This window comes from Acinetobacter sp. YH12135 (assembly GCF_013418565.1).
Classification (GTDB): Bacteria; Pseudomonadota; Gammaproteobacteria; order Pseudomonadales; family Moraxellaceae; genus Acinetobacter; species Acinetobacter towneri.
The window spans coordinates 342,573-363,369 of sequence record NZ_VPBU01000001.1 but is presented as its reverse complement, the minus strand read 5'-3'; the positions used below and the strand labels follow the sequence as shown (position 1 = coordinate 363,369).

Here is a 20,797-nt window from a genome sequence, read left to right as displayed (position 1 = left end):
TGTACACAGTGCACTGGGTTATGTATCACCTTTTGAGTTTGAAGCAATGTACTATGATAAGATTAACCCGTTAGGTCAGGTGGCCTAACTTAAATAAAAAAGTCTCCGACAAACCCGGTACGGTTCATTATTTTATTTTAGGGGGATTACGATCTTCCAATAATTTGATGCAATTTAGCTAAAACTTCCTTTTAACAAAAAACCAGTGAATTTTACAATTCACTGGTTTTTGAAATGACATTATGTAGAGCGCATGGGCCGATGTACTACCCAAGCGGCATAAAGCAATTAATTAATCGAATCATCCAAGTTTGGAGCTAACCAACGCTTCGCTTCATCTAAACTCCAGCCTTTACGCTGTGCGTAATCTTCAAGCTGATCTAACGAGATTTTACCTGCGTTAAAGTACTCAGAAGCAGGGTTGGCATAGTAGAAGCCACTCACAGATGAAGGCGGCCACATCGCAAAGCTGCTGGTCAGCTGTGTGCCAATCTTTTCAGTCGAACCTAACCAGTTAAACAGTGTGGCTTTTTCAGAGTGCTCAGGGCACGCAGGATAGCCCGGTGCAGGACGAATCCCTACATATTTCTCTTTAATCAGCTCTTCATTGCTTAGCTGCTCATTCGGCTGATAGCCCCAGAATTCTTTACGAATACGCTCATGCAAATGCTCTGCAAATGCTTCTGCAAAACGGTCACCCAAAGACTGCACCAAAATGGCAGAATAATCATCCCCTTTGGCTTTAAACTCATTGGCCATTTCCTCCGCACCAAAAATCGACACGGTAAAGCCGCCCAAGTAATCTTGCCCTTGCTCTGCAGTTGCAACAAAGTCTGCCAAAGACAAGTTTGGTTTGCCTGTGACTTTGTCAGACTGTTGGCGAATATGATGGAAGGTGTGCGTTACTTGATTACGTGCTGCATCATATACTTGTACTGAATCTGCCGCAGAACGGTTGGCAGGGTAAATCCCAAAGACTGCACGTGCATCAAAGCGATTATTTGCAATAATATCTTTGAGCATGGCTTGCGCTTGGTTATATAAGTCGGTTGCAGCTTCGCCCACCACGTCATCTTCCAAAATTTTCGGGAATTTGCCCGCCAAACTCCAAGAAATAAAGAATGGTGTCCAATCAAAGTATGGCAACAAGGTTTCAAGCGGATAATTAGTCAGCACTTGAGTTCCAATTAAGTTTGGTACTGCAGGCGTATAGTTGTCCCAATCAATTTTCAAACCATTGTCGATGGCTTCTGCATACGACAATTTCGCAGCTTTTGGTTGCTTATTGGCAATACGTTCACGAATTTTAGCGTATTCCGCACGGTGCTCTGCAACAAAAGCAGGTTTCATTTCAGGAGAGAGTAAGGTTGTCGCAACACCAACGGCACGCGAAGCATCGGCAACGTAAATGACAGCATCGTTTGAGAACTGTGGATCAATTTTAACTGCAGTATGTGCTTTAGATGTGGTTGCGCCACCAATCAACAATGGAATGTTAAAGCCTTTACGCTGCATTTCTTTGGCAACAAAAACCATTTCATCTAAAGATGGGGTAATCAGACCAGACAAGCCAATGATATCGACTTTTTCGTCAATGGCAGTTTGCAGGATTTTTTCTGCAGGTACCATCACACCGAGATCGACAATATCGTATCCATTACAGCCCAAGACTACGCCCACAATATTTTTACCAATGTCGTGAACGTCACCTTTTACCGTTGCCATCAAGACTTTACCTTTAGACTGACCTTCGGTTTTTTCAGCTTCGATGTACGGGTTGAGCCATGCAACGGCTTGTTTCATCACACGGGCAGATTTCACCACTTGTGGCAGGAACATTTTACCTGCACCAAACAAGTCACCGACCACGTTCATGCCATCCATCAACGGGCCTTCAATCACATCTAATGGACGTTTGGCTTTCAGGCGCGCTTCTTCGGTGTCTTCATTAATAAAGGTGGTGATGCCTTTAACTAAAGCGTACTCAAGACGTTTTTCGACAGATTCACTACGCCATTCTAAGTTTTCTTCGGCTTTTTGTGCGCCTGATTGACCACGATATTTTTCTGCCACTTCTAGCAGTTTTTCTGTGGCATCCTGACCGCTTTCACCTTGGTTCTGGTTCAGAATAACGGCTTCAACTGCTTCTTTCAGTTCTTTCGGGATGTCATCGTAAATTGCCAACTGACCTGCGTTGACAATCCCCATGGTCATGCCTTGCTGAATAGCGTGATATAGGAATACCGCGTGAATGGCTTCACGTACAGGTTCGTTACCACGGAATGAGAAAGATACGTTCGATACACCGCCTGAAATCATGGCATGCGGCAGGTTTTGTTTAATCCAGCCTGTGGCTTCAATAAAATCGACTGCGTAGTTGTTGTGTTCTTCAATACCTGTCGCAACTGCAAACACGTTCGGGTCAAAAATAATGTCTTCGGCAGGGAAGCCAACATCATTGACCAAAACGTCATAAGAGCGTTTACAAATTTCGCGCTTACGTGCCACAGTATCGGCTTGTCCGACTTCGTCAAAGGCCATAACAATGACAGCTGCGCCGTATTGGCGGCAGAGGCGGGCTTTTTCGACAAACTCGTCATAACCTTCTTTTAAGGAAATAGAGTTGACAATGGCTTTACCTTGTACGCATTTCAAGCCTGCTTCAATGATTTCCCATTTAGAGGAGTCAATCATGATAGGTACGCGAGAAATATCAGGCTCAGATGCCACCAAGTTCAGGAAGTGCACCATCGCACCTTCTGAATCGAGCATGCCTTCATCCATGTTGATGTCGATGATTTGCGCACCGCTTTCTACCTGTTGACGAGCAACATCTAAGGCTTCGGCAAAGTTTTCTTCACGAATTAAACGCAGGAATTTTTTAGAACCTGTGACGTTGGTACGTTCGCCCACGTTTACAAATAAAGAGTCATCATAAATGTTAAATGGTTCTAAACCACTTAAACGGCATGCAGGTTTAATCTCTGGAATTTTACGCGGTGGAATGTCTTTTACCGCATTGTAAATCGCGCGGATATGATCAGGCGTTGTACCACAGCAACCGCCTGTAATATTGATCAAGCCGCTTTCAGCAAATTCTTTGAGGAAAGCTGCGGTTTCTTCAGGCGTTTCATCATAACCACCAAATGCGTTGGGTAAGCCCGCGTTCGGGTGTGCAGAAACAAACACATCGGCAACGTCTGAAACGGTTTTAACGTGTGGACGCATGGCATCTGCGCCCAAAGCACAGTTAAAACCAATTGAAAGTAAATCGCCATGACGTACCGAGTTCCAGAAAGCTTCTGCAGTTTGACCCGTTAAGGTACGTCCTGAAGCATCGGTAATGGTACCTGAAATCATCAACGGCAATTCACGCCCGAGCTGTTTAAACACTTCTTTGACCGCAAAAATCGCAGCTTTACAGTTTAAGGTGTCAAATACAGTTTCAATGAGCAGGATATCTGCACCACCTTCAATTAAGGCATGCGCAGCTTCAATATAGTTTTCTTTGAGTGCATCAAAGCTAATGTTACGAAATGCAGGGTCGTTTACATTTGGTGAAATTGAACAGGTACGCGATGTTGGCCCAAGTACACCTGCCACAAAACGTGGTTTGTCTGGTGTTGAATATTTTTCACAGGCAGCTTTGGCTAAACGCGCTGCTTCGCGGTTAATTTCTGGAACCAAATCTTCCATGTGATAGTCAGACATAGAAACGCGTGTGCCGTTAAAGCTGTTGGTTTCAATAATGTCTGCACCCGCATCTAAGTAGGCTTCGTGAATACCCTGAATAATGTGCGGTTGGGTCAGTACCAATAAATCATTGTTGCCTTTGAGGTCATGTGCCCAATCTGCAAAACGCTCACCACGATAATCGGCTTCTTCCAATTGATGGCGTTGAATCATAGTACCCATAGCACCATCGATAATTAAAATTCTTTGGGCAAGAAGCGCTTTCAGGGTGGTAAGCGTGGACATAAAAAACCCTTTATGACTGAATCCGAAATGAGCGCTATTTTAGCAGAGTTCGCACGGCTTTCGTGCACTTGAAGCGACCAGAGAGAGTGGAAGTCGTAAAAATAGTGCATAAAGCAGTATTTTTAGGATTTTGCTGTAGCTTTTGAACCTAAATAAAAGTTGTGATGAGGAACATTCTAATTTTGATTTTACTTTGATGCGTCATCGCTTTGTCATATTGCTCAGGCAAAATTGGCTCACGGTAAATTTTGTCTGAAATTTTAGGCAAATATGACAAAGGTGTAACAATCTAAATTTGAGAGAATGGCATAAGAAAAGTAGGTTTATTTATTCTAAGTGTTTAAATTTAAATGTTAATTTTAATTTTATGCACAAAAAAAACAGCTTAAAGTGTGAAAATAAAGTATGAAAGTTGCTTTATATAGCAGCTCTTTGTCATATAATTGTCACAATTTAATTGAACAATAAGGGGATTTTAAATCCTCTTTTCTGCTTGCATGAATTCTAATCCAACTCCTGTAGATTCAGCACACAAGTCGACCACTAAATCGACCAATGTTCATGTGCCTACACCGAAATTTTTTATGCCGGTGTTTTTAACGATCATCGTTTCTACCCTTATTTATATTGGTTTCCAATTGTCTGCGGACTTATCCCACGTGCCTGCGCTAAGCATGTACTCGGTGATTTTATTGGCGACCGCTTTATTCATTGCCTTAGGCTTTGAATTTGTGAATGGTTTCCACGACACAGCTAACGCAGTGGCAACGGTTATTTATACCAATGCCCTGTCTGCACCTGTGGCAGTAATGTGGGCGGGTTTCTGTAACTTCCTTGGGGTGATGGTCGCCAGTGGCGCAGTTGCCTACGGTATTATTGCCTTACTTCCAGTCGAATTGATTATGAATGTCGGTTCAGGCGCAGGCTTTGCCATGGTTTTTGCCATGTTGATTGCCGCGATTGTCTGGAACTTAGGAACGTGGTTTTTCGGTATTCCTGCTTCAAGTTCGCACACTTTAATCGGTTCGATTTTAGGTGTGGGGATTATGAACTACTTGCTGAACTCAGGTGCGGGTGCAAGTGGCGTAGACATGGAACAAGTCATGAAAGTGGGCAAGGCTTTATTGTTCTCGCCACTGATTGGTTTTGCCTTTGCTGCGATTTTGTTCTTCTTGGTGAAAAAAATCTTCAAGAAACAAATGGAGTTGTTCCAGCCGCCTGAAGGCAATAAGCCACCACCACCACTGATTCGTGCCATTCTAATTTTTACTTGTACTGGGGTAAGTTTTGCGCATGGTTCAAACGATGGTCAAAAAGGCATGGGTTTAATCATGTTGATTTTGATCGGGATTGTACCGTTGGCGTACTCGTTAAATAAAGAGTTAGACCAAAACCACATTCAATCGTTCCAACAGCTTTCAACGCAAACAGCTGATGTGATTTATGCACAACATGTCGATATGCCAGATGAAAAAGCACGTCAGGTCATCACTAGCTATATTCAGACCAAAGAAATTACCCCTGAAGTCGTGCCTGCTTTGGCAAGCTTAACTGACCATTTGGGTGAGCGTGTGGGTCAATATGGCAACTTGAAAGATGTGCCTGAAGCTGAAGTAGCAGAAATGCGTAATGATATGTATTTAAGCACGACTTCATTCAAGCGTTTAGACAAAGCCAATGCCTTGCCTGAAATGTCGGAAGAACAGAAAAAAGTGGTTAAAAGCTACCGCAGCCATTTAGATTCATTCTTACAATACATTCCAACTTGGGTCAAAGTTGCCGTTGCCTTAGCACTAGGCTTGGGTACGATGGTCGGCTGGAAACGTATTGTGGTGACTGTTGGTGAACGTATCGGTAAGCAGCACATGACTTATGGTCAAGGTATGTCTGCCGAGCTTGTGGCAATGTCAACTATTGCTGCTGCAGATGGTTTGGGGATGCCAGTTTCAACTACACACGTACTGAACAGTGCGGTGGCAGGTACCATGGTGGCAAATAAATCGGGTCTGAATTTCCAAATGGTGCGTACAATTCTTTCGGCTTGGATTTTCACTTTACCTGCGACAATTTGTTTATCGGGTAGCTTGTTCTGGTTGTTCTTAAAAGTGTTTTAATCCATTCTCAACTTTTTTGAGTGGTTGAAAAAAGCGCTGTGATGATACAGCGCTTTTTTTATACCTGCAGATCAGTCTAGAGAAATATTTGCAGGCAAGTTTTTGAATAGATAGATTAGCGGTTTACATTACTTTTTAAATTTTTGGATGACTTTGTCCAGTGGTAATTTATCTGCAGCAAAGCCATAGAGCGCAGCGAAAGGTAGGGCCGTTCGTGCCAAATACGCCACGCGCCACAATCCACCATGGTTCGCACCTTCCATCATCAATTCGAGCGGATGCTCAAGTTTCACTTCAGGATTGGCTGCCGAGTTTGGATTGCGTAAGTCATGAATCCACAATGCCGCCATAATCGCATTGGTGGTTTCAGGGCTAAATGCTTCAACATCAAACAAACTTGCGCCACTAAATGCTGCTTTGAGTAATGGATTTTTGGTCACAGAGTGTGTGGTGGTCGAAGGTGCAATATTGATGCTGACATGCTGTCCTTGATGACGCGCTAAAATTGCACGCCATTGCTGGATGCGTTTTGCTAAAGCATAGTTTGGCCCTTGTTCAACCACCAAACAGTCGGCAATACCATAATGTTGACCATTGTCTGAAGCAATTAAATTATGCAGATTCTTTTGGAAGAAATGACTGCGTGAAATGGTTTCAATACTTTTGGTGAGTAGCTTTTGCCCTTGTGAACGCTGCTGAAACTTCTCTGCCGATGCGCTAATCACTTCTTCAGGAACGGCATAAACATCGGTTGGGGTACACATAAACATAATGCTGCTATCAGCTTTGTGTTCGCTGACATATTGCATAATGGCATCCATCGCCATCGCAACACGCACGTGTTTTTCACCATCTAAATAGGCAATGGCTGCTAAATCTAGCGTTTCAGGTTTTTGAGCTAACCATTGTGCAATTTCTGGGGTTTGTGTCAGTAGATTTGCACCCAACTGTTCTGTTAAAATATCAAGTGGGGTATCTGCCGCGAGTTGTGTTGTACTGGGTGCATATAAGGTGGCATTGCCTTGTTGCACAGTGCTTAAAATTTTATTCCACACACGGCTATTTGGTAAATCGACTGCAATAATATTGGCTTTCCATTTGGCTAACCATGTGAGTGGCCCTGCTTCTGAAGCTGCACCAAATAGCACCATGTTACGGTCAGACAAATCAAACCATTCAGGATGCGCCATTGCAGCATTTAACGCTTCGGCATGACTTGGTTCAATAATGCCTGCTGCTAGCCAAATTGCAATTTGATCTAGTAGAGCTTGACCTTGTAACTTTTGCCCACGATACGGCACATACCATTCGGGTGCTGCTTGGCTGCTGCCTTGTAATTTAAAGGTATGTAAAGTTTCAGTAGGCAAGAGCATGACATCTTTCAGCACATATTTTTGCTCATGACGATAAAACTCAAAACATTGATGGGCTTTTCTTAATCCATCTTCTGCAATTTGAATTGCGTTAGCTTGTTCACGAATACCATTGGTCACGAGGGCTTTAAAGTATTTTGGATAGTGCTTACGCCAGTTTTTTTCTGCCAAAGCATCAACTGAGCTTTGATGATCGACTGTGGCTAAGGCTTCGGCAATAATTTGTTTGCCTGTGCTTGAGGTGCTGGGTTTATGGTTTTCTGGATGAATTGGAAACTGTAAGCCATCGTAAGAAGTGGACATGCAAAAACTCGCAAACTAAATTGAAATTAATATACAGATGTATACATTATCTATGCCAAGTTGCGATATGGGGTAGCAAAAACTACCAAAATTGAGTGAAATTTGAATAAAAAAACCTTCACGAAGTGTAAAGGTTTTTAATGTGAATGAAATGTTGTTGAGATTTAAAGGTTAGTGTTTAAATGTCTAGGTTCGAATCATAAATGAGTCTGATGCTGTATCAACAATGTTTTATTCACTCAGACCAACAGCTTAACAACGTCCTTTTTTCGCCTGACCTGGAGGACAAAAATCACCATCACCATGCGGATGTTGGTGTGGATAATAGCCTTTCGGGTAGATCGTGCGGTCAGGATCAATCACCACACTGCCTTCAGGGGTATGTACGGCACAGGCGCTTAATCCTAGACTGAGTAACAGGGCGCTTAGAAGTGCAAACTTTTTCATGGCTGACTCCTGATTGCTTGATAGTTTTAGTCTTTATATTCTTAGTATAAGTGCTTGTCGAGTAACTGCATGTTATTTGTTGTGTGCTTTATGCTGTATTGGATCATTCAGATGCTTTCATCAATCAAAAATACTTATCAGCAGTTCATAAAATGACGATTGAAAGTCGTTTTTCCCAATGAGAGAGGCTGAAGATGAGAGGCAATAAATGATGGTGTTAAGCGGATTTATGAAAGCAGTCTATTGACGGATTTGAAAATTCTTTAAAGTAGCAACGACTCAGTGGTAGATGTACCGAGTCGTTATAGTTTCAAAAGTTAAAACGGCAGTTGCGCCAGTTTATTCAGGAAGTGAGGCAAGATGCGTGGTTCAATTAAAATAGTCACAATCACACCATAGGCCGCACCCCATAAATGCGCACTGTGATTAATATTGGAATTGCCGCGTTTACCCGACCAAATGCTATACGCTACATACAGTATTGCAAAAATAATGGCAGGCACTGGAATAAAGAACACGAAAATCAACTTCCACGGCTCAAACAAAATATAGGCAAACAACACCGCAGATACAGCACCAGATGCGCCTAAGCTGGCCCAACGATGGTCATTTTTATGCTTTAAATAACTTGGAATAATCGCGGCGATTAAACCACCCAAATAGAATAAAACAAAGCCTAAATCATAGACGTATTGGCGATAAAAACTTTCAATAATGCTGCCAAAGAAAAACAGGGTAATCATATTGAACAGCAAATGCGCACCATCGGCATGCACAAAACCATGGGTAATGAAGCGGTCATATTGACCACGTTGCATAGCAGGCGGCCAAAAAATCAGACGATTCATTAATTCTTGTTTGGAAAACGCCAACATAGACACAATGACCGTAATAATGATAATGGTCACGGTATGATTAAAAGGTAAATCGAGCATAAACGCCTATTCTTTTACTTGAATTCTGCTGTAATAATGCATCAAAACTGAGTTTGAGTCGAACTTTAGGAATAAATCCGACAATTTTGGTTGATTTTTTTTTATTCCCCCGCATCTTCAGTTAAAATAGCCACTTCAGCTTGAGGAAATTATTGTTATGTCGACTGAGAACAGCAGCACAGCAGTTGTAGATGAAATTCCAAACTTATTGATTACGCCAACTGCTCAAGAGTATTTGAAGGATTTATTGGCAAAGCAAAATACACCGGGTATTGGTGTGCGTGTTTTTGTGGAAAATCCTGGTACACCGCGTGCTGAATGTTGCATGGCTTATAGTGCGCCCGATGAAGTTGTACCTACAGACTACAAACAGGAATATCCAGACTTTCCTGCATTTATTGATACGCCGTCTATTCCGTATTTATTGGATGCCGTAATTGACTACAACAAAGACCGTTTTGGTGGTCAATTGACTTTCCGTGCACCGAACTCAAAAGTGCCACGCGTAGGCCCAGATGCTTCGGTAGAAGAACGCATTACTTATGTTTTACAGTCTGAAATTAACCCAGGTTTAGCAGGGCATGGTGGTAACTGTGCTTTGGTTGAAGTGGTTGAAGATGAAGAACACGGCTTAACTGCAGTATTGAAATTTGGTGGCGGTTGCCAAGGATGTTCAGCGATTGATGTGACTTTAAAGCAAGGTGTTGAAACAACCTTGAAACAACACGTACCTGAATTGATGCGTGTGGTGGATCAGACTGACCACAGTCAATCTGAAGGTGCTTATTTTAAATAAGCTCTAAGCCTCGCTTAAAAATAACCTCCTAAATTTTAGGAGGTTATTTTTTATCTGAAATTGTCAACAGACCCTATTCATTCGTTTGTAGATTTAAAATTTGTTGTGTTTTTTCAGAATAATAAAATTTCTCTAAATAATGGCGCGCACGTTGCTTTAAATAGCCTTCAGCGATCATTTTTTGAATGACTGGATTTAACAGTTGTTGTAATTGTTGTTGGACTAGCGCTTCATCAATGTTTAAGTCGTGCAATAACAAGTCAAAAGGGCGCGCCTGATTGCGTACATACCACGCATAAACCCCATCATGCACTTGCTGTTTCAAATAGTCACTTTGGCGTAAATGATCCCAAATTTCATGTCCTAAATTGACAGTTTGGGATAGGTCTTGTACTTCAATATAATTTTTTAAAACGGAAAGTGGCAAGTCTTTAACTTTGTGCCATAAATTGGCTTGGAAGTGATACAGTTTTTCCTCATCAAAATGTTGATTAAGCACCGACTCGCTCATTTGAGTCAGCTTCTGCACATTTTTTTGCAAATAATGCTGAATGGTCTGGTCTAAATTGGTATCGGTAACGCTTTCCAAAACCGATTTACCCATTTTCATAAAACGCGATACGCCAGGCACGCTTTTGGCGATCACCGAATTATCCATATAATCCTGAATGGAATGTTGAATGAGTTGGGTAATCATGGCGGCAAAGGCAGGATTATTTACCACAGTTTTAATTAGGCGTTGGCGATGCCCACTTTTACTGGCAACGTATTGGGCAATTTTATCTATGGTCAAAACTGGGATGACATCGGAAATTTTGCTGTTGTCATTCGCAGGGTGTACCAAGGCAAAGCGGATATGCTCTGCAATTTGTTCAATTAAAAATGAGCTAGCTGGGGTATTTAAAATTTGTTGTTGAATAAGTGCGTAAATTGCTTCCGAGCGCCATAAGTCCTGTAATGTTTGTTTGCGGAACCATTGGTAAAATTGCACAAATTCCATTTGCACAGTTTCGGCTTGAGCAAATTCCTGATCCAAAAAATCTAGGTGAGCATCAATCAGTTGCTCAATCATCGAATGTTTTTGCATGATGGTTGATATAATAATTAATTTAAAGGAATCAGTTTATCAGCAAGTGGGTTTTTTAGGTTCTGTGTTTTAGACAGAAACGGCAAATAATATTGTGCTACTTGTTTTTCTGCTTCCAGTAAAGGCATGTGTCCGACATTATTCAAAATAACAGGTGTTTCCGCACGTTTTAATAATGATTGTAATTCTTTGGCCACTTCAACATTAATGATGCGATCTTGCTTGCCCCACAAAATTAGGGTGGGTGCTTCGATTGATGCCGTTAAACGGGCAAAAGAGTCTGGGGTATAAATACGGTTGAGTTTGACAATTTGCTCAATTGCTTTGCGGGTTTGCGCTGAGCGAGAAATCAACACTTCTTCTTGCGCATGTTGAATTTGTGAGGTCATGGCAGGCGGGTTTTGCATGACCTGTCTGGCAACATCGGCTAAATCCCCATGCTTGCTCACAATTAAATCATTTAAAGATAACGGATTTTTGGTATAAGGCGTATTGGCATGTTTATAAATGCCTGCACTGTTGAGTAAAAATAGGCTTTGCGTGTCAAAAGGGTATTGTGCTGCGTAGACTGTTGCAATGGAGCCACCTAAAGAATGACCTGCAACGTGTAAGTTTTCTTCACAATCAATCGCTTCAATAAACTGACGTAATTGCGAGGTGACGTTGGGTACAGAATTGTCAAAATGTGATGGGGTTTTGGTGTCACCGCTATTGGGTAAATCTGGAATAATCACATGATAATCTGGGGTTAAAAATTGTGCCACACGGTTCCAATTGTCACGTGTGCCAGCTAAACCATGAATCAGTAAAATGGTCGGTTTGCTGCGTGAACCGCCCTCGTTATAGCTCCAGACCACATCGCCCACACGAATATTTTTAGCGGTGAGTCCAGCTTGTTTACGCTGTTGCTGAAAGTGTTGCTGTAGCAATTGTAATTCGATGCTGTTGGCACTGATTGAATTGTTGGTATTTACAGGAATGTTTTTATTTTGATTGGCACTTTGAGCGAAGCAGGACGCGCTTAGACCCAAAGTGAGCAAAGCCACTTGTAGATAGCGTGATCGTATAAACTGCAACATGAAAAGTCTTCCCCTGACGAACCCAAACAGGCTCCAATGATTAAGGCATTAGATCTTAGGTCTAATTGCGAAAGATTATTGCTTTTATTGTAGATATTTCACCTAGAAAGTCACCCCTTACTTTTTTGAAGGTATGGAAACAAATGGTAGAAAATGTGATACATCTCAAGAAAAATGGAAAAAATTTATAACAAAAATCTTGAAATAAAAAAGCATAAGCTAATTTTTTTGCAAGTGACATTCACCCAGTCTGGCTTTAGAATATTGCAACTTCAAAGATCGGTGGTAAATCAAGAATGCTAACAGCTCAAGAAGCTTTAGAACGTCTTAAACAAGGAAACCAACGTTTTGTTTCTGGTGACACTAAACATCCTAAACAATTGTCGCACCAGCAGCGTGCAGAAATGGCAGAAGACCAAAATCCATTTGCGATTGTTTTAGGTTGTTCAGACTCACGTGTACCAGCAGAAATGGTATTTGACCAAGGACTGGGTGATCTTTTTGTAATTCGTGTTGCGGGCAACGTGGTTGCGCCATCACAAGTGGGTAGCGTTGAGTTCGCAGCAGAGCGCTATGACTGTGCGGTTGTCGTGGTTTTAGGACACAGCCATTGTGGTGCGATTCAAGCCACAATTGATACTTTAATGTGCCCAGATTGTCCACCATCGGCAAATTTAATGTCGATTGTAAACCGTGTTCGTCCTTCAGTTGAAACCTTAATGCAGACTGAACTGAAAAATGACTTGGCGAAATTATCTAAGCATGCGGTGCGTTCTAATGTGTTTGCATCGGTAAATCAATTGCGTCATGGTTCAGCGGTTTTAGAAAACCTGATTGAACAAGGTCAGTTGAAAGTGGTTGGTGCGGAATATTCACTGGAAACAGGTGAAGTGGTTTTTTTTGATTTTTAATCTGAACCGCACAGCAATTAGATTTTCCTCAAAGGCGCTTTATAAAGCGCCTTTGATATATGGATAAGCATTATTTAGCAAAATAGGCTGAGCTTTGGCATTTGGATGAATTAAATCTTTTTGCATCAATTGCTTATTGCCCGCAATACCTTCCATAAAAAATGGCAGTAATTTGACTTTATATTGCTGACTCACCACTTTATAGTTATTTTCAAATGCTTTGCTATACGCCGAGCCGTAATTGGGCGGCATTTTCATCCCAAAAATCACCACTTTCGCTTTGGCTTTTTGGCTGTGCAGAATTAAGTTTGCTAAATTTTTTTGAATCATTTGTGGTGGTTGTCCACGCAAGCCATCATTCCCGCCTAACTCAATGACTACAACGTCTGGACGATGGGTCTGCAGCAATTTAGGCAGACGCGCCAAAGCGCCGCTGGTAGTTTCGCCACTGACACTTGCATTGACCACTTTATGCTGTTTCGGATACTGTTGTTCTAAACGTTTTTGCAATAAGTGAACCCAACCTTGTTGTGGTTGTATGCCGTAACCTGCACTTAAGCTGTCACCTACAATCATAATGGTTTTTGCAGATACCACGAGTGGGCTGAAACATAGTCCGAGCAGCAACACACGCGGGAAGACACGACTAGTTAGATTGCGATTTTGCATAATGGGAAACGTATGACTCAAAACACTAAAGAATCTAATATCATGCCACAAACGATTATTTCTGCCCAAAATTTGACACAAAAGATACAACTTGCACAAAAACAATTGACCATTTTTGAGAATTTAAACTTCGATATTCAGGAAGGTGAACAAGTGGCCATTACAGGTCGTTCGGGTTCAGGAAAATCGACCTTATTGGGTATTTTGGCAACATTAGATCAGGCCAGCAGTGGAAAATTGGTGGTATGTGGTGAGTCAATTGCAGAATTAAACGAAGAACAACGTGCAGAAGTTCGTTTAAAGCATATTGGTTTTGTGTTCCAGTCATTTCAGTTATTGCCGCATTTGACGGCACTGGAAAATGTGATGTTGCCACTACGTTTGCAGGAAAAATTTAAATATGCAGAGGCAGAACAAAAAGCCCTCAACTTGCTGAAACGTGTGGGTTTAGAACGACAAGCACAGCAAACGCCGAAAGTGCTTTCGGGAGGTGAGCAACAACGTGTCGCCATTGCACGTGCTTTAATTCGTGAACCTAAAATTATTTTTGCCGATGAACCGACAGGAAACTTGGATGGGGAAACTGCAACTGAAATTGAGCAATTGTTATTTGAATTGAACCGCGAGTTGGGCACAACCTTGGTGTTGGTCACGCACGACCCGAAACTGGCGGCACAATGTCAGCGTCACTATGCCTTAATTGATGGGCAATTGGTTGAGCAATTTGCAGCTAAGCCAACTGCTGCCATAACAGGAGGATGAAATGAACGCATTATTTCATCCGCTGTTAAAGCAGAGTTTTAAAAGCAGTGGTGTATATTTACTGATTATTGCGCTGACTTTAGCGATTAGTGCGACCACGGCCTTAAAGTTTAGCAATGAGCAAATTCAAAATGCAGTGGCATTGCAAGCGGCAGAAATGCTGGCGGGTGATTTAGTACTGAGTGACAATGAACCCATTGCACAAGACTGGCGGGATCAGGCGACTGCACATCAGTTACAACAGTCGCATGTGACTGTATTTAGTTCGATGGCACATACTCAAGCGCAATTTGTGATGGTGAATGTCAAAGCGATTGAGCATAATTTTCCGTTACGCGGTGAGTTGCGGGTCAATCCTGCAGCGGACAAGATTCAGTCTGGCGAAATTTGGCTGAGCCAACGTGCTATGGATTTACTTCACGTTAAACTGGGTGAAACGGTGAATATTGCCGATGCAGCATTTACCGTGACTGCAAAAATTGAACACGATTCTAATCAGGAACTCGGTTTTTCAGGTTTTTCGCCGACAGTGATAATTTCACAGGCCGATGTAGCACGTACCCACGCGATTCAAGTGGGTAGCCGCATAGATTACCGTTTGTTGTTGGCAGGCAGCGCCAAAGATACACAAAATTTTGAGCAGTATTTTAAAACACATACACAACAGCCTGCACAGGCACAGCAAACGGCCAGCCCTGAACAAAACTTTGAAGAACAAAGTAGTTTAAGACTACGCAATGCCAGTGAAGGCAATACTCGCTTAATGCGCCCCATTGCCAATTTAGATACCTTTTTACAGTTAGCGAATATCCTGACCATTTTATTGTGTGGGATTGCGATTGGTTTGACCAGTCAGCGCTATGTGCAACAAAATCAGGATCATATCGCCTTATTACGTTGTATTGGTGCAAGTAAACGACAAATTTTAGCCGCTTATTTGGCTTTGCTTGCTTTGGTCTTAATTATCGCTATGGGCATTGGCAGTATTTTGGGCGTGACGTTGGGCTATGCTTTGTTGCAAATCATGCTGCAACTGATTCCGCACCTGGAAATTCAATTTTCAGCCATGGCAATGTTGCTTGGGCCATTGCCAATCGCCATGCTCACCAGTGCTGTGGTGTTGTTGGGTTTTGTGCTGCCTAATTTATTGCAATTGCTGAATACCGCACCGATTCGCGTGATTCGCCAACAAGACAAAAGCATGCGCGCTTGGTGGTGGATGTTGCTTACAGGGACGCTAAGTCTAATCGTATTTTGTGTGGTCTTGACCGAAAGTTTAGTGCTTAGTACATGGGTGATTGGTGCGATTATTGCGCTGTGCGTATTGCTGTATGGAGTGGTGTGGAGTTTATTAAAATTATTGCGTCATTCTAAAGGCAGACTCGCAGCGTATATTCGTGCGCCTGCTGTCACGGCATTTCAAATTACTGCATTGGCTTTAGGATTAAGTTTAATTACGGTACTTGCAGTGTTGCGTACCGACCTGCTAGATCGTTGGCAGCAGCAATTGCCCGAAGGAACACCCAATCAGTTTGTTTACGGCTTGCCACCGTTTGATATGCCTGAGTTTCAACAACAATTAACGCAGCAGCAGTGGCACAGCACGCCACTTTATCCAAATATACGTGGGCGTTTGGTCGCCAAAAATGATCAACCTTTTGCCGACGCCTTAATTCAGCAAAGCAATACGTTAAGACGCGAACTCAACCTGACACAGTCTGACCGTTATCCTGCCGATAATATCATTGTAAATGGGCAAGCCAATTTCAGTGCAGTGGGACAAGTGTCAGTAGAAGCAGATACGGCTGCCGAGTTGGGCATTCAAATTGGTGATCGACTCAGTTTTAGTTTGCCTGAAGGCATACTTGAAGCCGAAGTGATTAATCTGCGTACGGTGGAGTGGGAAAGCTTTAGTCCAAATTTTTTCTTTATTTTTTCACCGCACACTATGGATGAAAATGCAGGCAGTTATTTGGGCAGTTTCTATGTGCCTGAAGCAGATAAACCGAAACTAATTCAATTGATTCAGCAATTTGCCAACACAGTGTTTATTGATGTCAGCCTAATTTTGGATGAAATTAAACGCATTGTGAATGTGTTGGTGCAGATCATCACCATTTTAGCCATTTTGGTGAGTGTGTCTGGGCTGTTGGTATTAATCGCGTGTTTAAACTTGCTGATGGATGAGCGCAAACGCGAAGTCGCATTACTGCGTTCTTTTGGTAGTTCTAAACAAAAACTCAAACGTATGTTGAGTCTGGAAATCGGTTTTATGGGCTTTATGGCGGGAATAGTGGCGTGTTTATTTGCCGAAGTCATTAGTGCTGTTGCCAGTTACCGCATGGATTTAATGCTGCAACCACATTGGGACATCTGGCTGATTTTGCCTGTATTTATGACCGTGCTGTGTGCCTTGATTGGACGTTATCGTTTAAGTTATTTATGCGATATTCCGCCACTGCAAAGTTTAAGGGAGATGAATCAGTCCTGATTCATCTCTAGTTGATGTTGTTTTACTTGTTGTAAAGGTTGATTGTTTAACCCAGACTGCGTTGCATCATGCTAAGCAGTTCTTGCCAAAGGGGTTGAATTGGGGCAAGCAGTTGATGGCAATACCAGTAAAATGCAGCACAGCCCAATGGTGCAAGGAGCATCGCAAAACCGTTCACTAAGTTACTGTGTTTGCTGCGTTGTCCAATATACCAAATGAGTGTCATGGCTGCGCCCATGAGCATGCCGCCAATATGTGCAGCATTATTAATGCCACTGATCATAAAGCCCATACCTAAGTTTAGTGCCATTACCATCACTAAGGTTTTACCATCCAAGAGAAATTTTTGGCGCGGTAATTGGGGCAATAACGCCAATACCGTCAGTGCAGCTCCAAGTCCCATCACCGCACCTGAAGCACCTGCACCCACGCTAGGTAACAGCTTTGGATTAGCGACACCTTGTTCGAGCAGGGTATAGCTGTCCTGAATGCTGACATAGCCACTGAGCAGGCTACCCATCAAACCCGCGCAAACATATAACACTATAAAATAGACACGCCCAAACAATTGTTCATTGACGCTGCCAAAAATATACAAGGCCCACATATTTAACATTAAATGTACTAAACCAAAATGAAAAAACATGCTGCTGAACAGGCGAATGGGTTCCGCCAAAAAGGTTAAAGGTGCATAATCAGCACCCCAGCGTATTGCATCTTGCGGGCTAGGATTGCTAATGTTCATGCCGTTGAGCACTTGCCATGCAAACAAAGCCACATTGATTGCAATCAGGGCTGCGGTAATCCACCACAGGTGAATTTCAACTTTATTGTTGCGCAGGTTTGGGGGATGTTGGGACATATATTTAAATATTGTGTCGTAGTGATCAATCTAAGCTTAACACGAAAAAATAACGCTTCAGGAGCCATGCACCAAGATGAAAGCTTTTTTTATACGAACTTTGTTAATTCTTGTTAGTGTGGTGCTTTTGGTTCAATTATGGATTTTTAGCAGCTTGGTGTGGTGGCGTACGCAGCCTGTGCAATCGACCATGATGATGCGTTTGGATTATTGGGCTGAACCGAGCAAGCCTATTCAACACCAATGGCGCGACTATGACCAACTCAGTGACAACTTAAAACGTGCTGTAGTGACTGCCGAAGATGGCAAATTTATGCAGCATCATGGTTTTGACTGGGAAGGTATTCAAACTGCGCTGGAACGGAACAAAGATGAAGGCAAGGTTGTTGCAGGTGGTTCTACAATTTCTCAGCAGCTCGCCAAGAATTTGTTTTTATACAATAAGCGTTCTTTTTTGCGTAAAGGCCAAGAAGTTGTGGCGACATGGATGATGGAACGCATGTGGTCAAAGCAGCGTATTTTAGAGGTCTATCTCAACTCGGTAGAATTTGGCGATAATATTTATGGTGCCGAAGCTGCGGCACAGCATTATTTTGGCAAAAGTGCAAAAAGTTTAAGCCGTGATCAAGCAATTTTCTTGGCTGCGATTTTAACCAATCCAAAATATTTTCAGGAACATCGTAATGCGGGGGCATTAAAAGCCCGTAAACAGATGGTGCAGCGCTATATGCGTTATGCGGAAATTCCCTAAATTGAGCGAAAACAAACTATAAAATGTGAAAATATCCACAAAGCCTAATTTTTTAGGCTTTTTTTATGAAAATGTCACAAAATTGAAGCATACTTGTAGCAGTGCCAAACATTTTAAAAAAGCATAGGTGGGTATGAATACGGCAACAGGCGCGACTCCTGCGCAAACAGAATATACATATAATGATCGCTACATTAACCGCGAACTGTCTATTTTAGATTTCCATTTGCGCGTGCTTGAGCAAGCTGTCGATCCGTTGCATCCTTTGTTGGAACGCATGAACTTCCTGCTGATTTTTTCACGTAACTTGGATGAGTTTTTTGAAATTCGTGTTGCGGGCATGATGGAACAATTGGACTTGGGCAATGAAAGCCGTAGTCCAGATGGTTTAACCCCTAAGCAGGTGTTAGATCAAATTTCTAAAACAGCACATGCTGCTATTGAACGCCAGTACCGTATTTTAAATCAGGAAATTTTGCCAAAATTACGTGAAGAAGACATTTGTTTCTTACGTCGTGGTGAATTAACCCCTGCACAATCGGCATGGGTGAAAAAATATTTCCAAGAGCAAGTTGCCCCTGTATTAACCCCAATTAGCCTAGACCCTGCACATCCATTTCCACGTTTGGTCAATAAAAGTCTGAATTTTATTGTGACTTTAGAAGGGAAAGATGCTTTTGGTCGTCAAATTGATTTGGCGGTTGTTCCTGCACCACGTTCATTACCACGTGTAGTTCGTTTACCCGATGAACTTACAGGCGGTAAAGAGCACCACGTCATGCTTTCAGCAATTATTCATGAGCATGTGTCTGACTTATTCCCGGGCATGACTGCGACTGGATGCTATCAATTCCGTGTGACCCGTAATGCAGATTTGGCGTTAAATGAAGATGTAGAAGACTTGGCCAAAGCCCTAAAAGGCGAATTAAACTCACGCCGTTTTGGTCGTGCGGTACGTTTAGAAGTAACGCACAACTGCCCGAAAGCCATTTATGATTATTTGCTAGATGAGTTCGATCTTGAAGAAGAACAACTTTATAAAGTAGATGGCCCAGTGAACTTGGCGCGTTTATTGTCTAATTTTAAACGTCCACATTTACGTTATGATTCACATACACCCGCCATTCCAAAGGTGTTAAAAAAGTCTGAAAATATTTTTTCAGCGATGCAAAAGCAAGACATTTTATTACACCATCCGTTTGAATCTTTTGCACCCGTGATTAACTTGCTGCGTGAAGCTGCACGTGATCCACAAGTCTTGGCAATCAAACAAACTTTATATCGTAGTGGCGCAGATTCTGAAATTGTACAAGTGCTTGCAGAGGCTGCACGAAACGGTAAAGAAGTGACTGCGGTGATTGAACTGCGTGCACGTTTTGATGAAGAATCTAACATTGCTGTGGCTAACGTGTTGCAAGAAGCGGGCGCTGTGGTTGTGTACGGTATTGTGGGGTATAAAACCCACGCCAAAATGATTTTGGTGGTGCGCCGTGAAAATAATAAATTGGTGCGTTATGTACATTTAGGCACAGGTAACTACCACGCAGGCAATGCGCGTATTTATACCGACTATGGTTTACTGACCACAGACAAAGAGCTGTGTGAAGATGTGCATCGTATTTTCCAAGAGCTAACAGGCATGGGTAAAATGGCAAAACTGAAAAAGTTGTTGCATGCACCATTTACCCTGCACGCACAGTTGGTGAATTATATTGATGAAGAAATTGCCAATGCTAAAGCAGGTAAGCCCGCACAAATTATTGTGAAAGTGAATGCACTGACTGAAATGCAATTGATCAATAAATTGTACGAGGCGTCTCAGGCGGGTGTGCAAATTGATCTCATCATCCGTTCAATTTGCTGCTTGCGCCCAGGTTTGCCGGGCTTATCGGAAAATATCCGTGTGCGTTCGATTGTCGGACGTTTCCTTGAACATACCCGTGTCTATTATTTCTCTAATAATGGCAATCCACGTATTTATTGTTCAAGTGCTGACTGGATGGATCGTAACTTATTTAACCGCGTTGAAGCGTGTTTCCCAATTGAAGATCCAGCTTTGAAAAAGCGTATTTATGAGCAAGGTTTATTGACCTACATGCAAGACAATCAACAGGCGTGGCTGTTGCAGGGTGATGGAACTTGGGTGCGTGTAAAAGCAGCTGAGGGTGAAGAACCACACAATGCGCAGCGTATCCTGACCGATAGTATTGTTTAGTTTCAAACATTTATAACAGGTAAA

The 20,797-nt window shown here is 42.3% G+C and carries 15 protein-coding genes; 7 read left to right on the top strand and 8 right to left on the bottom strand.

Translation table 11 applies throughout. From position 1 onward, the window contains the following. Positions 1 to 288: 288 nt before the first annotated feature. Positions 289 to 3,978: a methionine synthase gene (gene metH, locus FTU70_RS01710; RefSeq protein ID WP_167845858.1), complete on the bottom strand. Its 3,690-nt coding sequence runs from the start codon at positions 3,976 to 3,978 to the stop codon at positions 289 to 291. Between the two features lie 497 nt (positions 3,979 to 4,475). Between metH and FTU70_RS01705 the strand changes: the two genes are divergently transcribed. Further along, positions 4,476 to 6,092 (top strand): inorganic phosphate transporter, encoded by a 1,617-nt coding sequence (locus FTU70_RS01705; protein ID WP_004972047.1) that lies wholly within the window; start codon positions 4,476 to 4,478, stop codon positions 6,090 to 6,092. 128 nt (positions 6,093 to 6,220) lie between these two features. Here the strand turns inward: FTU70_RS01705 and FTU70_RS01700 are convergent, their stop codons facing one another. The 3 genes from FTU70_RS01700 to FTU70_RS01690 all read right to left on the bottom strand — a co-directional run bounded on the left by FTU70_RS01700 (position 6,221) and on the right by FTU70_RS01690 (position 9,150). Further along, on the bottom strand, positions 6,221 to 7,768 hold the full coding sequence (locus tag FTU70_RS01700) for a hypothetical protein (protein WP_180059892.1): 1,548 nt from the start codon (positions 7,766 to 7,768) through the stop codon (positions 6,221 to 6,223). 252 nt (positions 7,769 to 8,020) lie between these two features. After that, a complete protein-coding gene (locus tag FTU70_RS01695; RefSeq protein ID WP_004972042.1) occupies positions 8,021 to 8,215 on the bottom strand; it encodes a hypothetical protein in 195 nt (64 codons plus the stop codon). Between the two features lie 317 nt (positions 8,216 to 8,532). After that, on the bottom strand, positions 8,533 to 9,150 hold the full coding sequence (locus FTU70_RS01690; RefSeq protein ID WP_004972041.1) for a rhomboid family intramembrane serine protease: 618 nt from the start codon (positions 9,148 to 9,150) through the stop codon (positions 8,533 to 8,535). A gap of 157 nt (positions 9,151 to 9,307) precedes the next feature. On the opposite strand from FTU70_RS01690, the gene nfuA reads away from it, so the two are divergent. Next, positions 9,308 to 9,946, top strand: a complete 639-nt coding sequence (gene nfuA, locus FTU70_RS01685) for a Fe-S biogenesis protein NfuA (protein WP_096900978.1) — start codon at positions 9,308 to 9,310, stop codon at positions 9,944 to 9,946. A gap of 73 nt (positions 9,947 to 10,019) precedes the next feature. Here nfuA and FTU70_RS01680 read toward each other — a convergent pair whose 3' ends face one another. Continuing rightward, positions 10,020 to 11,033 carry a hypothetical protein gene (locus FTU70_RS01680; RefSeq protein WP_180059890.1) on the bottom strand — a complete coding sequence of 338 codons (1,014 nt, stop codon included), beginning with the start codon at positions 11,031 to 11,033 and terminating at the stop codon, positions 10,020 to 10,022. A 17-nt stretch (positions 11,034 to 11,050) separates the two neighbouring features. Continuing rightward, on the bottom strand, positions 11,051 to 12,112 hold the full coding sequence (locus FTU70_RS01675; RefSeq protein WP_180059888.1) for an alpha/beta fold hydrolase: 1,062 nt from the start codon (positions 12,110 to 12,112) through the stop codon (positions 11,051 to 11,053). A gap of 296 nt (positions 12,113 to 12,408) precedes the next feature. On the opposite strand from FTU70_RS01675, the gene FTU70_RS01670 reads away from it, so the two are divergent. Beyond that, positions 12,409 to 13,023 carry a carbonic anhydrase gene (locus FTU70_RS01670; RefSeq protein ID WP_168418702.1) on the top strand — a complete coding sequence of 205 codons (615 nt, stop codon included), beginning with the start codon at positions 12,409 to 12,411 and terminating at the stop codon, positions 13,021 to 13,023. A 39-nt stretch (positions 13,024 to 13,062) separates the two neighbouring features. Here the strand turns inward: FTU70_RS01670 and FTU70_RS01665 are convergent, their stop codons facing one another. Further along, on the bottom strand, positions 13,063 to 13,692 hold the full coding sequence (locus FTU70_RS01665; RefSeq protein WP_257222527.1) for an arylesterase: 630 nt from the start codon (positions 13,690 to 13,692) through the stop codon (positions 13,063 to 13,065). A gap of 12 nt (positions 13,693 to 13,704) precedes the next feature. Here FTU70_RS01665 and FTU70_RS01660 point away from each other — a divergent pair, with 12 nt between their 5' ends. Together FTU70_RS01660 and FTU70_RS01655 are read left to right on the top strand one after the other, a co-directional pair. Next, a complete protein-coding gene (locus FTU70_RS01660) occupies positions 13,705 to 14,454 on the top strand; it encodes an ABC transporter ATP-binding protein (protein WP_004972026.1) in 750 nt (249 codons plus the stop codon). A 1-nt stretch (position 14,455) separates the two neighbouring features. Then, entirely contained in the window at positions 14,456 to 16,945 is a 2,490-nt protein-coding gene (locus tag FTU70_RS01655) for an ABC transporter permease (RefSeq protein WP_180059886.1), read from the top strand. A gap of 46 nt (positions 16,946 to 16,991) precedes the next feature. Here the strand turns inward: FTU70_RS01655 and FTU70_RS01650 are convergent, their stop codons facing one another. Then, the gene (locus FTU70_RS01650; RefSeq protein WP_179991130.1) at positions 16,992 to 17,807 is read right to left on the bottom strand and encodes a rhomboid family intramembrane serine protease; all 816 of its coding nucleotides are present in this window, start codon (positions 17,805 to 17,807) and stop codon (positions 16,992 to 16,994) included. Between the two features lie 76 nt (positions 17,808 to 17,883). Here FTU70_RS01650 and mtgA point away from each other — a divergent pair, with 76 nt between their 5' ends. Together mtgA and ppk1 are read left to right on the top strand one after the other, a co-directional pair. Beyond that, positions 17,884 to 18,558 carry a monofunctional biosynthetic peptidoglycan transglycosylase gene (gene mtgA, locus FTU70_RS01645; protein ID WP_004972019.1) on the top strand — a complete coding sequence of 225 codons (675 nt, stop codon included), beginning with the start codon at positions 17,884 to 17,886 and terminating at the stop codon, positions 18,556 to 18,558. Between the two features lie 133 nt (positions 18,559 to 18,691). Next, on the top strand, positions 18,692 to 20,773 hold the full coding sequence (gene ppk1, locus FTU70_RS01640) for a polyphosphate kinase 1 (RefSeq protein WP_096900973.1): 2,082 nt from the start codon (positions 18,692 to 18,694) through the stop codon (positions 20,771 to 20,773). The last annotated feature ends 24 nt before the right edge of the window (positions 20,774 to 20,797 follow it).

Excerpts from the sequence above, each read along its gene's own strand:
- metH (WP_167845858.1), bottom strand. The coding sequence starts at position 3,978 with ATGTCCACGCTTACCACCCTGAAAGCGCTTCTTGCCCAAAGAATTTTA.
- FTU70_RS01705 (WP_004972047.1), top strand. The coding sequence starts at position 4,476 with ATGAATTCTAATCCAACTCCTGTAGATTCAGCACACAAGTCGACCACT.
- FTU70_RS01700 (WP_180059892.1), bottom strand. The coding sequence starts at position 7,768 with ATGTCCACTTCTTACGATGGCTTACAGTTTCCAATTCATCCAGAAAAC.
- FTU70_RS01695 (WP_004972042.1), bottom strand. The coding sequence starts at position 8,215 with ATGAAAAAGTTTGCACTTCTAAGCGCCCTGTTACTCAGTCTAGGATTA.
- FTU70_RS01690 (WP_004972041.1), bottom strand. The coding sequence starts at position 9,150 with ATGCTCGATTTACCTTTTAATCATACCGTGACCATTATCATTATTACG.
- nfuA (WP_096900978.1), top strand. The coding sequence starts at position 9,308 with ATGTCGACTGAGAACAGCAGCACAGCAGTTGTAGATGAAATTCCAAAC.
- FTU70_RS01680 (WP_180059890.1), bottom strand. The coding sequence starts at position 11,033 with ATGCAAAAACATTCGATGATTGAGCAACTGATTGATGCTCACCTAGAT.
- FTU70_RS01675 (WP_180059888.1), bottom strand. The coding sequence starts at position 12,112 with ATGTTGCAGTTTATACGATCACGCTATCTACAAGTGGCTTTGCTCACT.
- FTU70_RS01670 (WP_168418702.1), top strand. The coding sequence starts at position 12,409 with ATGCTAACAGCTCAAGAAGCTTTAGAACGTCTTAAACAAGGAAACCAA.
- FTU70_RS01665 (WP_257222527.1), bottom strand. The coding sequence starts at position 13,692 with ATGCAAAATCGCAATCTAACTAGTCGTGTCTTCCCGCGTGTGTTGCTG.
- FTU70_RS01660 (WP_004972026.1), top strand. The coding sequence starts at position 13,705 with ATGACTCAAAACACTAAAGAATCTAATATCATGCCACAAACGATTATT.
- FTU70_RS01655 (WP_180059886.1), top strand. The coding sequence starts at position 14,456 with ATGAACGCATTATTTCATCCGCTGTTAAAGCAGAGTTTTAAAAGCAGT.
- FTU70_RS01650 (WP_179991130.1), bottom strand. The coding sequence starts at position 17,807 with ATGTCCCAACATCCCCCAAACCTGCGCAACAATAAAGTTGAAATTCAC.
- mtgA (WP_004972019.1), top strand. The coding sequence starts at position 17,884 with ATGAAAGCTTTTTTTATACGAACTTTGTTAATTCTTGTTAGTGTGGTG.
- ppk1 (WP_096900973.1), top strand. The coding sequence starts at position 18,692 with ATGAATACGGCAACAGGCGCGACTCCTGCGCAAACAGAATATACATAT.